At 73.5% G+C, this 13,346-nt stretch carries 11 protein-coding genes; 5 read left to right on the top strand and 6 right to left on the bottom strand.

The window, feature by feature from the left end:
* Positions 1-11 precede the first annotated feature (11 nt).
* Both OG242_RS18490 and OG242_RS18485 read right to left on the bottom strand, forming a co-directional pair.
* Positions 12-1,472 (bottom strand): hypothetical protein, encoded by a 1,461-nt coding sequence (locus OG242_RS18490; RefSeq protein ID WP_405901649.1) that lies wholly within the window; start codon positions 1,470-1,472, stop codon positions 12-14.
* Between the two features lie 231 nt (positions 1,473-1,703).
* Entirely contained in the window at positions 1,704-3,086 is a 1,383-nt protein-coding gene (locus OG242_RS18485) for a transcriptional regulator (RefSeq protein WP_405899227.1), read from the bottom strand.
* 312 nt (positions 3,087-3,398) lie between these two features.
* Here OG242_RS18485 and OG242_RS18480 point away from each other — a divergent pair, with 312 nt between their 5' ends.
* From OG242_RS18480 to OG242_RS18470, 3 genes are read left to right on the top strand one after another with little or no spacing between them, the layout of a single operon-like run.
* Positions 3,399-4,052: a bifunctional DNA primase/polymerase gene (locus OG242_RS18480; RefSeq protein ID WP_405899226.1), complete on the top strand. Its 654-nt coding sequence runs from the start codon at positions 3,399-3,401 to the stop codon at positions 4,050-4,052.
* Between the two features lie 42 nt (positions 4,053-4,094).
* Positions 4,095-4,907 carry an ABC transporter ATP-binding protein gene (locus OG242_RS18475; RefSeq protein WP_405899225.1) on the top strand — a complete coding sequence of 271 codons (813 nt, stop codon included), beginning with the start codon at positions 4,095-4,097 and terminating at the stop codon, positions 4,905-4,907.
* A complete protein-coding gene (locus OG242_RS18470) occupies positions 4,904-6,556 on the top strand; it encodes a transporter (RefSeq protein WP_405899224.1) in 1,653 nt (550 codons plus the stop codon). The genes OG242_RS18475 and OG242_RS18470 overlap by 4 nt, the downstream gene beginning before the upstream one ends.
* 11 nt (positions 6,557-6,567) lie before the next feature.
* Here the strand turns inward: OG242_RS18470 and OG242_RS18465 are convergent, their stop codons facing one another.
* Together OG242_RS18465 and OG242_RS18460 are read right to left on the bottom strand one after the other, a co-directional pair.
* Positions 6,568-7,461, bottom strand: coding sequence for an alpha/beta fold hydrolase (locus OG242_RS18465; RefSeq protein ID WP_405901648.1), 894 nt, complete (start codon positions 7,459-7,461; stop codon positions 6,568-6,570).
* A 498-nt stretch (positions 7,462-7,959) separates the two neighbouring features.
* Positions 7,960-8,652 carry a metal-dependent transcriptional regulator gene (locus OG242_RS18460; RefSeq protein WP_018519461.1) on the bottom strand — a complete coding sequence of 231 codons (693 nt, stop codon included), beginning with the start codon at positions 8,650-8,652 and terminating at the stop codon, positions 7,960-7,962.
* Between the two features lie 184 nt (positions 8,653-8,836).
* On the opposite strand from OG242_RS18460, the gene OG242_RS18455 reads away from it, so the two are divergent.
* Positions 8,837-9,592, top strand: coding sequence for an SIS domain-containing protein (locus tag OG242_RS18455; RefSeq protein WP_405899223.1), 756 nt, complete (start codon positions 8,837-8,839; stop codon positions 9,590-9,592).
* Between the two features lie 63 nt (positions 9,593-9,655).
* Here OG242_RS18455 and OG242_RS18450 read toward each other — a convergent pair whose 3' ends face one another.
* Positions 9,656-11,002, bottom strand: a complete 1,347-nt coding sequence (locus tag OG242_RS18450) for a PAS domain S-box protein (protein WP_405899222.1) — start codon at positions 11,000-11,002, stop codon at positions 9,656-9,658.
* Positions 11,003-11,365: 363 nt separating this feature from the next.
* Entirely contained in the window at positions 11,366-12,001 is a 636-nt protein-coding gene (gene pdxH / locus OG242_RS18445; RefSeq protein WP_405901647.1) for a pyridoxamine 5'-phosphate oxidase, read from the bottom strand.
* 215 nt (positions 12,002-12,216) lie between these two features.
* Between pdxH and OG242_RS18440 the strand changes: the two genes are divergently transcribed.
* Positions 12,217-13,326 (top strand): citrate synthase 2, encoded by a 1,110-nt coding sequence (locus OG242_RS18440; RefSeq protein ID WP_405899221.1) that lies wholly within the window; start codon positions 12,217-12,219, stop codon positions 13,324-13,326.
* The last annotated feature ends 20 nt before the right edge of the window (positions 13,327-13,346 follow it).

Below are 13,346 nucleotides of genomic sequence, written 5' to 3'. Positions count from 1 at the left end.
AACGAAAGGCCCTACAGCGCGGTCGCCTCGCGCCGCGTCAGGCCGTACTTCTCCGCGATCTTGTTCCACAGCCCGGCCGCCTGCCGCTTCGCCGTGCTGGCCTCGCCGCTCTTCACGGTCGCCTGCTGGGTGTGCGAGGTCGTCTTCGCGTGCCCGTGCTTGCAGACCTTCTTGCTCTTGGCCTGCGCCGCCCATGCCGCGTAGTGGTCGTCGGCGGCCGCGGACGCCTGCCATGCCTTGGTGAGCGAGGCCGTCAGCTGATCGTGGTTCGGCAGCTTGTCGACGGACAGCGTCTGGAGCCGGGTGACCAGGTCGCGGCGCTGTGTCGCGGCGCCCTTGAGGTCGGAGACGGCCTTGTCCAGATCGGTGCAGTTCTTGGTCTTCTCGACCGCGCCGATCACCGCCGCACGGCTGTTGTTGCTGTCCGCGAGGAGCTTGTCCAGCGCCTCGGCCTGCGGCTTCGCCGGGTCCGCCGCGGGCTGCTCCTCCCCCTTGGACGGTTCACCGGCGGCCGGCGAACCGGCGGACGCCACCGGCTGCTTGGCGTCCTTGTCGTCGTCGCCGCCGCTCATCAGCGCGCCCGCGCCGAGCCCGATGACCGCGCACCCGACGACGACCGCCGCGATCAGCGGCACCGCACCGGACCGCTTGCGCCGCCCGCCGCCGTCCCCCTCGTCCTGCACACCGCCGTCCTGCGGACCGCTGTACGGGGGCGGCGGCTGCTGGAAGCCCTGCTGCGGCGGCGGACCCGCCTGGTACGGCTGCGGCTGCGGGCTCTGCTGGTACGGGGGCTGCTGCTGGGCCGGGTCGAACCGGGGCATCTGCTGCGTCGCACCCTCGGGCGCGTCGCTGCGGAAGAGGTTGTCGAACTCCGCGGGCGGCTGCCGCTCGCCGGGGGCCCCGGGCCGGATGCCGTACGGGGCTCCGCCGGGCACCGGGGGTATGTACTGCGTCGCCTCGGCGTCCCCGCCGCCCTGGGGGGCCTGCGCGGCGGGGCCCAGGAACCGCGTGGACTCCGCGGGGTTCTCCGGCGGCATCCCGCCGGGCGCGGGGCCCGCGGGGATGGGCGCGATGTACTGCGTGGCGTCGGCGTCACCGCCGGGTGCCGCGCCGGACCCGGCCTCGGGCGGCAGCGGCTGCGCGTACGGCTGGGGCTGCGCGGGCGGCCGGGGCTGGGCGGGCGGCTGGGCGCCCTGGTACGGCCCGCCCTGGCCGTAGGCACCGGGCTGCTGCTGCCCCTGGCCGTACGCGTCCTGCCCGCCGTACTGCTGCTGTCCGTACGGGCCCTGCTGCTGCGGGGCCTGCTGCTGCGGGGCCGCCTGGTACGGCTGCTGCTGCGGGTAGCCGTAACCGCCCTGGCCGCCGCCGTCCTGCGGGCCCCAGGGCTGTCCCCACGGCTGCCCGCCGGCCGGGGCCGCCCGGTCCGCGGCGCCCCCCGGCGTCCAGGGCTCGCCGCCGTCCGAGGGCAGCACGACACCCTCGTGTGCGGGCCGTACAGCAGGGGGCTGCTGCTCGTCGCCCTGTCCGCTCTGTGTCACCGGGACTCCTACGTGTCAACTATGGAATCGTCGGCTCACGCTATCGGGTGGCAGCCGCCGTTCGCCAAGTGCCCGCTGTCCCCCGTCTGCCCGCGGTACAGGGTGTAACACCACGCCCCCTCAAGACGCAGTTAAGGGCCCCTCTCGCTCGCCGCCCGGGTTTCCTCAGGCCGCCTGGAGCTCCAGGCGCGCGCCGAACTCCCGTACCGCGGGCTCGTCCCCGTACGGCAGCAGACGCTGCTGGAGGTCCTCCAGATACTCCGCGCCCCGGCTGGAGCGCACCGTGCCCAGCAGCTCCATCGCCCGCGTCCCCGTGTGGCATGCCTGCTCCACCTCCCGCATCTGCACCTGGGCCGTGGCCAGCAGCGCGAGCCCGATACCGCGACGGCGGGCCCGGGACTCCGGGTGGCCGTCCAGGGACTCCTTCGCCCGGCGCGCGGCGGCCTCCGCCTGCCCGAGGTCGCGGTGGCAGTGCGCCAGTTCGTCCGCGAGGTAGGCGTGGTCGAAGTGGGCGATCCAGTCGGGGTCGTCCCCGGTGTCCGGCGCGGCCTGTCCGAGGGCCGCCTCGGCCCGCCCCGCCACCTCCAGGCAGGCACGCGCGTCACCGAGCAGCGCGTGGCCGCGCGCCTCCGCCGCGTAGAACATCGCCTCCGCGCGCGGCGTGACCCGGCCGCGCGCCCCCTCCTGCGCGGCCCGCGCCAGCTGCGCGATCTCGCGCGGGTTGCCGAGCTGGGCGGCGAGGTGGCTCATGGACGCGGCCAGCACATAGCCGCCGTAGGCGCGGTCGCCCGCCGCCTGTGCGAGGCGCAGGGCCTGGATGTAGTAGCGCTGGGCGAGGCCGGGCTGGCCCGTGTCGACGGCCATGTACCCGGCGAGTTCGGTGAGCCGGGCGACCGCGCCGAACAACTGGCGGCCGGTCGATTCGCGGTACGCCCCCGAAAGCAGCCCGGAGACCACGCTGTTGAGGTAGTGCACGAGGACCGGCCGCACATGGCCGCTGCCGAAGCGGTGGTCGAGGTCGACCAGCGCCTCCGTCGTCGCCCGCACCGCCGCCACGTCCGACTTCCCGACCCGGGAGCCGGCCGCGCGGGCGACCTGCGGGTCGGCGCCGGTGATCAGCCAGTCCCGGCTGGGCTCCACCAGGGCGGAGGAGGCGACCGTCGAGCCGGACAGGAAGTCGCGGCGGCCGACGTCGCTGCGCCACAGCTCGCAGACCTGCTCGATCGCCCCGATGACCGTGGGGGCGAACTGGAGGCCGACGCCGGAGGCGAGGTTCTTGCCGTTGGCCATGCCGATCTCGTCGATCGTGACCGTACGGCCCAGCTTGCGGCCCAGCGCCTCGGCGATGGTGCCCGGCGCCCGGCCGCGTGGCTGCTGGCCGCGCAGCCAGCGGGCCACGGATGTCTTGTCGTAGCGGAGGTCGAGGCCGCGCTCGGCCCCGACCATGTTGACCCGGCGGGCCAGGCCCGCGTTGGAGCATCCGGCTTCCTGGATGAGCGCCTGGAGCCGTTCGTTCGGCTGGCGTGCGACGAGTGGCCTGGCTGCCATGTGTATCCCCCTGAGGCCGCAGTGATCGGTGGCCGGATCACTGCCCGACATATGCCTGAGAAATGCGCGAATTCATCGTGTTGGTCACTTTCCGCGCGACTTACCTCATTCGTCACGGCGAGTACCTAAAATGCCGCACCGAACCGCACCGCCCGGATGTCCCGTAACCAGTTACCCGCCCGGGGCCCGTGCCTCTCCCACGCGCCCCCGCCCATGCACCCGTGCGCCCCGTATGCGGATCCGCGTACCGGGCGGCCGTAACTCTTCGTGAAGCCTGTAGTTGAGCCGAGCGTGGAAGAGCCCATCGGAGTCATGGAAACCGCGCAGGTCCCCCGGCAGCGCGCGGAGCAGCTGCTCGACGCCGCCGTGCGGTACACGGAGGAGAGGCACTGGGACGTCTGCCCCGGCACCTGGCTGGAGCCGTCCGGCGGCGGGCGGTGCTCGTGCGGCGAGGACGGCTGTGCCGCGCCCGGCGCCCATCCCACCGGCGACGGCTGGGCGGACGGGGCCACCGGAAGCGGCGCGGCGGCCCGCCGGTTGTGGACCCAGCACCCGGGCGCGGCCGTGCTGTTGCCCACCGGACGCACCTTCGACGCCCTCGACGTACCGGAGTCGGCCGGCTTCCTGGCCCTCGCCCGGATGGAGCGGATGAGCCTGCCGCTCGGCCCCGTCACCCGCACCCCGGACCGCCGGATGCAGTTCTTCGTGCTGCCCGGCGCCGCCGCCAAGACGGACGACCTGGTGCGCCGGGCCGGGTGGAACGCCGCGTCGATCGGCCTGTGCGGGATCGGCGAGGGCGCGTACGTCGTCGCGCCGCCGACCCGGGTCGGCGGCGCGGGCGCGGTGCAGTGGGCGCGCACCCCCACCACCGCCAACCGCTGGCTGCCCGAGGTGGAGGAGCTCATCGGTCCGCTCGCGTACGCCTGCGGACGGGCGAAGGCGGACGCCCGCGACGGCCTTTCGTAGGGTGGTCCCCGCGTACGTACGGGGACTTCGAAAGGCGTGCAGATGCCGGACCTGATGGAACACGACGGAACAGAGCGGCCGCGGGCGACACCGCCCGCGGTACGCGTCGAGGGGCTGTGGAAGCGGTTCGGTGCGCAGACCGCGGTCGCCGGCATCGATCTGGAGCTGCCCGCGGGCAAGTTCATCGGCCTCGTCGGTCCCAACGGGGCGGGGAAGACCACCACGCTCTCCATGGTCACCGGCCTGCTCCGTCCGGACGGGGGCAGGATCGAGGTCGGCGGGCGGGACGTCTGGCGCGACCCGGTCGAGGTGAAGTCCCGGATCGGCGTCCTGCCCGAGGGCCTGCGCCTCTTCGAGCGCCTCTCCGGCCGCGAACTCCTCGCGTACACCGGCAGGTTGCGCGGGCTGCCCGGCCAGGAGGTGGACAGCCGGGCCACCCAGCTGCTCGACGTGCTGGACCTGGCGGGCTCCCAGCACAAGCTGGTCATCGACTACTCGACCGGCATGCGCAAGAAGATCGGGCTCGCCGCGGCGCTGCTGCACAACCCCGAAGTCCTCTTCCTGGACGAGCCGTTCGAGGGCGTCGACCCCGTCTCGGCGCAGACCATCCGCAAGGTACTGGAGCGCTACACGCGTTCCGGCGCGACCGTCGTCTTCTCCAGCCATGTGATGGAGCTGGTCGAGTCGTTGTGCGACTGGGTGGCCGTCATGGCGGCCGGGGCGATCCGGGCCCAGGGCCCACTGGCCGAGGTGCGCGGCGAGGCGACCTCCTTGCAGAACGCCTTCCTGGAGCTGGTCGGTGCGGGCGACCGCGACACCGGCGAGACCCTGGACTGGCTGGGCGGCGACCGATGAGCGTGCTCGACGCCCCGGCCGGCTCCGGTCCCCGGGCCGGCGGCACGGACAGCCGTACGGCACTGATCCCCGTCTTCGCCCGCCTCAAGGTGGCCCTGCTGCGCAACGGGCTGCGCCAGTCCTCCGGGCGCCGGGCCGCCTACATCGCCTCGGTCGCCGGCGCCCTGCTGATCGCCGCCGGCCAGCTGCTCGGGCTGATCCTGCTGCGCGGCCACGCCCACGCGGACTCGGTGGTGGTGCTGCTCACCGCTGTCGTGGCCCTCGGCTGGGCGGTGATGCCGCTGTTCTTCTCCGCCGGGGACGAGACCCTGGACCCGACCCGGCTCGTGATGCTGCCGCTGCGGCCCCGGCCGCTGATCGTCGCGCTGCTGGTGTCCTCGCTGATCGGGATCGGTCCGCTGTTCACGCTGTGCCTGGCGGCCGGTTCGGTGACCGCCCTGGCCCACGGGGCGGGCGCGGTCGTCTTCGCGGTGCTCGCCGTGCCGCTGACGCTGCTGGTCTGTGTGGCCCTGGCCCGCGCGGTCGCCGCCGCCAACACCCGGCTGCTCACCTCCCGCAAGGGCCGCGACCTGGCGGTCCTCAGCGGCCTGGTGATCGCGGTGGGCATCCAGGTCGTCAACTTCGGCGCCCAGCGCCTCGGCCGGGCCGGCGGGCTCTCCTCGCTCGACCCGGCGGCGGACGTGCTGCGCTGGCTGCCGCCCGCCTCGGCCGTCGGGTCCGTGGGCTCCGCGGCCGAGGGGGCGTACGGGCGGGCCGTCGTCCAGCTGCTGCTGGCCGCTGCCGCGCTGGTCGCGCTGCTGTGGCTGTGGCAGCGCACCCTGACGAAGCTGATGACCGCGCCGGACGGTTCGACGACCGCCGCCGCCGAGCCCGGACGCGACAGGCCCGGCCGGACCGGCGCCGGCCTGTGGGCGCTGCTCCCCGAGGGCCGCACGGGCACGGTGATGCAGCGGACCCTGCGGTACGTGGCACGGGACCCGAAGACCAAGGCCGCCTGGGTGACCGCGCTGGCGGTCGGGCTGATCGTCCCGCTGATCAACGCCCTCCAGGGCCAGGGTTCGGTGTACTTCGCCTGCTTCGCCTCCGGGATGCTCGGCATCCAGATGTACAACCAGTTCGGGCAGGACACCTCCGCGTTCTGGATGGTCGCCCAGACGATCTCGTCGCCCCGGGACGCCTACCTCGAACTGCGGGCGCGGGCGCTGGCGCTGCTGCTGATCACCCTCCCGTACACGGTGCTGGTGGCGGTCGTGACGGCGGCGCTGCTCGACGACTGGCCCGTGCTGCCCGGGGTGGTGGGCCTGTCGTTCGCACTCCTCGGCGCGATGCTGGCGACGGGCGCGACGGCCTCGGTGTTCTTCCCGTACTCGGTGCCGCAGGAGGGCGCGTTCAAGAACGTGGCGCCGGGGCAGGCCGGGCTCGCCTGGATCTCCATCCTCGGCGGGATGGTCGCGGCGGCCGTGCTGAGCGCCCCCGTGATCGCCCTGACGATCACCCTGCACGTCACCGGCCGCACGGGCCTGCTGTGGCTGCTGGTGCCGGTGGGGGCCGTGTACGGGGCACTGATCGCCTGGGGCGGGGTGCGGCTGGCGGCCCCGCGCATGGCGGCGCGGCTGCCGGAGATCCTGTCGGCGGTCAGCAAGGGCTGAGGCCGGCGGCTTTACGGGGCGACGGGCTCGCGGTCGTCCTGCGCGTCCTCGGCCAGCTGCTGCAGGAAGGGTTCGACCGCGGCGCGCCAGCCGTCCGGCTGGTCGAAGTGCACGAGGTGGCCGGCGTCGGCCACCTCGGCGTACTGCCCGCGGGGCAGGACCCGGACCATCTCCTGGGCCTCCGCCCGGCCCAGCTCGCCGTCCAGCCCGCGCAGCACCAGCGTCGGGCATCTGACCTGGGCCAGCTCCTCCCAATGCGCGTCGAACACCCAGGTGGCGCGGGACTCCAGCATCTGCCGCCGGGAGAAGACGGGCCGCCAGCCGTCGGCCCGCTCGGCCATCACCTCAGCGTAGAACGCGCCGCGCGAGGCGCTGGGCCGCTCGGTCCAGGGGTCGTCCTCACCGAACCACCGCCGTACGGCGTCCGGCGATGCGAACGGGAGCGGCCAGGTCCGGAACCAGTCCTCCCACTCGCGCTGCGAGGCGGCGCCGAGCGCGGAGGCACGCATGTCGCAGATGACCAGCGCACGGACCAGGTCGGGGCGCTTGGCGGCGAGCTGCCAGGCGGTGAGCGCGCCCATGGAGTGGCCGACGAGCGTGACGGGGGCGAGCCCCAGCTGTTCGATGACCGCCTCCGCGTCCGCCACGTAGGCGTCGCGGGTGTAGGGGCCGTCGGCGGGCTTCTCGCTGTCGCCGTGGCCGCGCTGGTCGAGGCCGACCGGCCGGTGCCGCTCGGTGAGCCAGCCGGCGGTGGACGCCCAGTGCGAGGCCCGGCCCATCAGGCCGTGCAGCAGTAAGACGGCGGGAGCGGGGGTGCCGTCCGCGCCGCCCGTGGGCGGGTCGGCGAACTCCCAGGCCGTGAGGCGTACGCCGTCCGTTCCGGTCACATCGATGCGCTGCGCCATAGCTTCTGGCACCCCCTTCTCTCCCTGAGCCACCGGGTGGTCGTGCCGGCCAGACTATCGAACCTCTATTCGAAAACGGGGATCTGCCAGCCAACACCGCTCGTTCGAGTGACTGCTTCCCAGGATTGACGTCGGCAGCTGCGGGGAGATTTTCTCCGGGAGGCGGGCCACTCGGGGATGAGGGCTCGCGGGACCGACCTCGAGAGCTCGGGGCTCCAGGTCGGACACAGGGGAGGACAGGCCCCGGCGCCTTGCGGCGCCGGGGCCGACCGCTTCGGTACGTACGACGGGGCGTTCCTGTACGACGGGTGCATCGCAGCTCCCCTCCCCGGCCGGACGACCGGCGGCCGACACGCTCAGCGACCCCTCCGCCACAGCCTGGCACGCTCCGCGCCGAAGCGCTGCGGTTCCGTACGGAAAAAGAGAAACCGGGCACCGGCGGCTGCCGGCGCCCGGTCTCCCGGAACGGTTCGAACGGTTCCCCCGGAAGGGCCCGCCCTACCGCTTGGCCACGAAGACGTGCGAGGCGACCTCGGAGTCCAGCTCCGCCGCCTCACCGCTGCTGCCGACCAGCACACCGCCGGGCGACTGCGTCACGCTGACCACCGAACCGGGCTGCACGCCCGCCCGCCGCAGCGTGTACATCAGCTGGGCGTCCGTCTGGATCGGCTCCCCGATCCGGCGGACCACCACCGTCTTCCCGTCACTGCCCGGGTCGAGGTCGGACAGGCTGACCATGCCCTCGTCGAGGAACGGGTCGGCCCCGGCCTTCTCGCCCAGCTCCTCCAGGCCCGGGATCGGGTTCCCGTACGGCGACTCCGTCGGGTGGCGCAGCAGCTCCATCACCCGCCGCTCGACCGCCTCGCTCATCACGTGCTCCCACCTGCACGCCTCGGCGTGGACCTGCTCCCACTCCAGGCCGATCACGTCGACCAGCAGACACTCGGCCAGCCGGTGCTTGCGCATGACGCGGGTCGCCAGCCGGCGGCCCTCCTCGGTCAGCTCCAGGTGCCGGTCACCCGCGACCTGCACCAGGCCGTCGCGCTCCATCCGCGCCACGGTCTGGCTGACGGTCGGACCGCTCTGGTCCAGCCGTTCCGCGATCCGGGCGCGCATGGGGACCACGCCTTCCTCTTCGAGCTCGAGGATGGTGCGGAGATACATCTCCGTTGTGTCGATCAGTCCGGACATTCGTGCCCCTCGATGCAGTCGTGCGCTGGCCCTGCACCAATTCTGACGCATCGCGCGCCCAACCGTGCCGCGCGGTGGCCATCGGCACCCCTGCGGTATTGACATGTCACTGGTCCAGACCGCAACGTGATCGGCGGTACGGACGCCCCATGGACATCTCACCCCGCCGGAAAGGCCCTCCCCGATGAGCGAAAGCAAGCTGGCCGGTCAGTTCTTCGATGCGGCGATCGGCCTGCTGGGGAGGGTGCGCGACGAGGAGGCCGGGAACATCGCGGCCGCCGGTGCCGCCATCGCGGACACCGTCGAGGCGGGCGGCCGGCTCTTCGCCTTCGGCGCCGGGCACTCCTCGCTCGCCGCGCAGGACGTCGTCTACCGCGCCGGCGGACTCGCCCTGATGAACCTGATGGCCGTCCCCGGCGCCCTCGGCGTGGACGTCATGCCGGCCACCCTCGGCTCGGCCCTGGAGCGCGTCGACGGCCTCGCGGGCGCGGTCCTCGACTCCAGCCCCGCCAAGGCGGGCGACGTACTCGTGATCATCTCGCTCTCCGGCCGCAACGCCCTGCCCGTCGAGATGGCGCTCAACGCCCGCGCGCTGGGCCTGAAGGTCATCGGCGTCACCTCGGTCGCGTACGCGGAGGAGACCCGGTCCCGGCACAGCTCGGGCGGCTTCCTGCGGGACCACTGCGACATCGTCCTCGACAGCAAGATCGCGATCGGCGACGCGGAGCTGGAGGTCGACGGCATCGAGGCGCCGTTCGCGCCCGCGTCGACGGTGGTCACCAGCGCGATCATGCAGGGCATGATGGCCGCCGCGGCGGAGCGGCTGCTGGAGCGGGGCATCGAGCCGCCGCTGCTGCGGTCGGGGAACGTGGACGGCGGGCACGAGTGGAACGGGCGCGTGATGACGCAGTACGCGGACCGAATTTTTTACCGTCACTAGCTGGAACCCCCTCGGGCTTCCCGGTCCGGGAGGTTCCGTTTCCCGGTGGCGACGGTTCCGTCCTCAATCGCCGGACGGGCTTGAAATGTGCAGGTCCACCGACGCCGCCACCCGGGCGGCCACGCTCTCCGCGTACACCGCGTCCGGCCGTTCGAACCCGGCGCGGTGGGCCGAGCGCAGGAACGTCACCACACCCAGGGTCCGCCTCCGGCTCCGCAGCACCGCGCACAGCGCGTGCACCGCGTCCGGCGGCCACTGCCGCTGCCGCGCCCACTCGCCGTCCGTGCGCCCCGCCCCCGCCGAGGTGCGCACCGAGCCCGTCCGGTCCACCGCCTGGAGGGCCGGGTGCCCCGGCGCGTACCGCAGCGGGATGGTGCCGCCGGCCACCGGCAGGCAGGGGCCCGGCGCGTCGGCCGGGGTGGCGGCGGCCCGGACCAGCCGCTCCCCCGCCACGAGGTCGACCAGTACGTGATCGGCGAACCCGGCGAGCGCGAAGTCCAGGGACGACGTGGCCGCCTCCATCGGGTCCTCGCACTCGGCGGCCGACCGCGCGGCGCGGTGCAGCTGGTTCGACCGGAAGCGGAGCCGGTCCGCCTCCTGGGCCGCGAGCCTCGCAGCCGTCACGTCCTGGAAGACCCAGCCCGCGCCCAGCGGCACCGGCTCCTCGGTGAGCGGTGAGGCCAGCCGCAGGAATCCGCTGCGCCAGCACCGGCGTCGGGTCCCCTCGCCGCCGCGCAGGGTCACCCACAGCTCGGCGGACGCGTCGGGCGCCCCCTCGGCCAGAACGTGCTGGAGCGCGCCCTCCAACTCCTCCACCCCTTCGGCGATCAGCTCACCGAGGGGCCGGCCGAGGAGGGTCGTACGGCCACCGCCCAGGGCACGGGCCGCGTACGCGTTGACGACGGTCGGGCGCAGGTCCACGTCGACCAGGACGACGCCCCAGGAGGCGTCCTCGAACAGCGCCTCGCTCAGCGCGATGGCCCGTTCCAGGTCGATCTGCGCGTGGACCTCGCTGAACGCGCAGTACACCCCGGCGGGCCTGCCGTCCGCGCCCCTGACCCCGGCGGACTGCGTACGGACGAGGACCCGGCCGCCGTCCTTGCGCAGCAGCGCGAACTCGTGCACCTGCCGCCCCGGCGCCCCCATGACGGCCATCAGCCGCCCCTGCACCTCGTCCGCGTCGGCCCGGCGCACGGCCCACCCGGCGAGCCCGGGCCGCCCCACGGCCTCCTCGGCGGACCAGCCCAGGACGCGCTCGGCCTCACGGTTCCAGTGGGTGACGGCGCCGTCCGCGTCGAACGCACAGAGCGCCGCGTCCATCCCGTCGAGGAGAGCCGCCAGCAGCTCCGCCCCGGGAATCGGCTCGGGGCCCAGCGCACCCGCCGTCCCCCTGCTCGTGGAAGCGCTCACTCCGGACCCCCTGCGAGACGTGTCCGCCATAACCGCACGTCAGACCATTGAACTCGAACGTGACCCAGCACACAGCGACTTCCCGGAAATCGATCCTTCGATAATTCGGTTGTGCGGGCCCGGGGGCGGTTCCTAAGCTGTCCGTACACGTTGAAAGGAGGTGATCCGAAAAGTGCGGTCTTATCGGATTCGTGAGGTGGCTGCGGGCTGACGCCCGTCGTCGCACATCGTGCACCTCGGCGGACTGTCTGCCGAAACCCAAGCAGTCACCGACCCGCAGGCTCGCCGGTAGATCCGGCCGGCTCCTCCGCAAGGAGGGACCAGAGCCTGCGGGTTTCCGCATGTCGGGGGCGGCGTACGGCGTTACGGGCACAGCCGCTCGACGCGCCACTCGGTGTCCTCGCCGCCCTCGCGGACGTACCGCAGCCGGTCGTGGAGGCGGTTCTCGTGGCCCTGCCAGAACTCGATCGTGTCGGGGACGACGCGGAAGCCGCCCCAGTGCGGGGGCGCCGGGACCTTCTCGGCCTCCGGGTAGCGGGCCGACAACTCCTCGTAGCGGGCGGTCAGCTCCTCGCGGCTGCCGATCACCGTCGACTGGTCGCTCGCCCAGGCGCCGAGCTGGGAGCCGTGCGGGCGGGTGCGGAAGTAGCCGACGGTCTCCTCGCGGGCGACGCGGGCGGCCGTGCCGGTGACGATGACCTGGCGGGCCAGCGGGTGCCAGGGGAAGAGCAGCGAGACGTACGGGTTGGCCGCCAGCTCGCGGCCCTTGCGGGAGCCGTAGTTGGTGAAGAAGACGAAGCCGCGCGCGTCGTACATCTTCAGCAGGACCGTGCGGGAGGAGGGGCGGCCCTCGGGGGTCGCGGTGGACACCACCATGGCGTTCGGCTCGTGGAGCATGCCGCCGGCGGCGACCTGCCGGAACCACACGGCGAACTGGTCCATCGGGTCGGCGGCGAGCGAGTCCTCCGTGAAGGACTCGGAACGGTACTGCTCGCGCATCGCGGCCGGATCGGTGGTGGAATCGAAGGAGGAGTCTGCGGTGGGCACGGGGCCATCCTGCCGCAGCGGCCGGACCGGCAGGAGGTCCGCCCGCCGTTGCACGGGGCCATGGGTGGCTGTGCGGGATGTCACCTTCCCCGGCCCCGGTGGAACCCGCCAGTATCGGGGGTGGGCCTCCGGGCCCGCCGCAGCCGTCGACCCGAGGGAGCCGCCTGATGTCCGACTTCGTACCCGGACTCGAAGGAGTCGTCGCGTTCGAGACGGAAATCGCCGAACCCGACAAGGAGGGCGGTTCGCTCCGGTACCGGGGCGTCGACATCGAGGAACTCGTCGGCCACGTCTCGTTCGGCAATGTGTGGGGGCTGCTGGTGGACGGGGCGTTCAAGCCCGGTCTGCCGCCGGCCGAACCGTTCCCGATCCCGGTGCACTCCGGTGACATCCGGGTCGACGTGCAGGCCGCGCTGGCGATGCTCGCGCCGGTGTGGGGCCTGAAGCCGCTGCTGGACATCGACGCGGAGACCGCCCGCGAGAACCTGGCGCGGGCCGCCGTCATGGCGCTGTCGTACGTGGCCCAGTCGGCGCGCGGGCAGGGGCTGCCGATGGTCCCGCAGCGCGAGATCGACAAGGCGGGGTCCGTCGTGGAGCGGTTCATGATCCGCTGGCGCGGCGAGCCGGACCCACGCCATGTGAAGGCCGTCGACGCGTACTGGACGTCGGCCGCCGAGCACGGCATGAACGCCTCCACCTTCACGGCCCGGGTCATCGCGTCGACCGGCGCCGACGTGGCCGCCGCGCTGTCCGGCGCGGTGGGCGCCATGTCGGGCCCGCTGCACGGCGGCGCACCGTCCCGGGTCCTCGGCATGATCGAGGAGATCGAGCGGACCGGCGACGCCACGGCCTACGTGAGGAAGACCCTGGACCGGGGCGAGCGGCTGATGGGCTTCGGTCACCGCGTCTACCGCGCCGAGGACCCGCGCGCCCGGGTGCTGCGGCGCACCGCCGAGGAGCTGGGCGCGCCGAGGTTCGAGGTGGCGCGGGCGCTGGAGAAGGCCGCGCTGGAGGAGCTGCACGCCCGCCGCCCCGACCGGGTGCTGGCGACGAACGTGGAGTTCTGGGCGGCGATCATGCTGGACTTCGCCGAGGTCCCGGCGCACATGTTCACGTCGATGTTCACGTGTGCCCGTACGGCGGGCTGGTCGGCGCACATCCTGGAGCAGAAGCGCACGGGCCGCCTGGTGCGTCCGTCGGCCCGTTACGTGGGCCCGGGGTCGCGCAGCCCGCGCGAGATCGACGGGTTCGACGAGCTGGCGGACCTGGGGAACTGAGGCGGGCGGTGGCGCCCGGC

Origin of the sequence: Streptomyces sp. NBC_00727 (genome assembly GCF_045161745.1) — a bacterium.
In the GTDB taxonomy this organism is placed as follows: domain Bacteria; phylum Actinomycetota; class Actinomycetes; order Streptomycetales; family Streptomycetaceae; genus Streptomyces.
The sequence above is the reverse complement of the archived record's forward strand: the minus strand, read 5'-3'. Positions and strand labels throughout refer to the sequence as shown.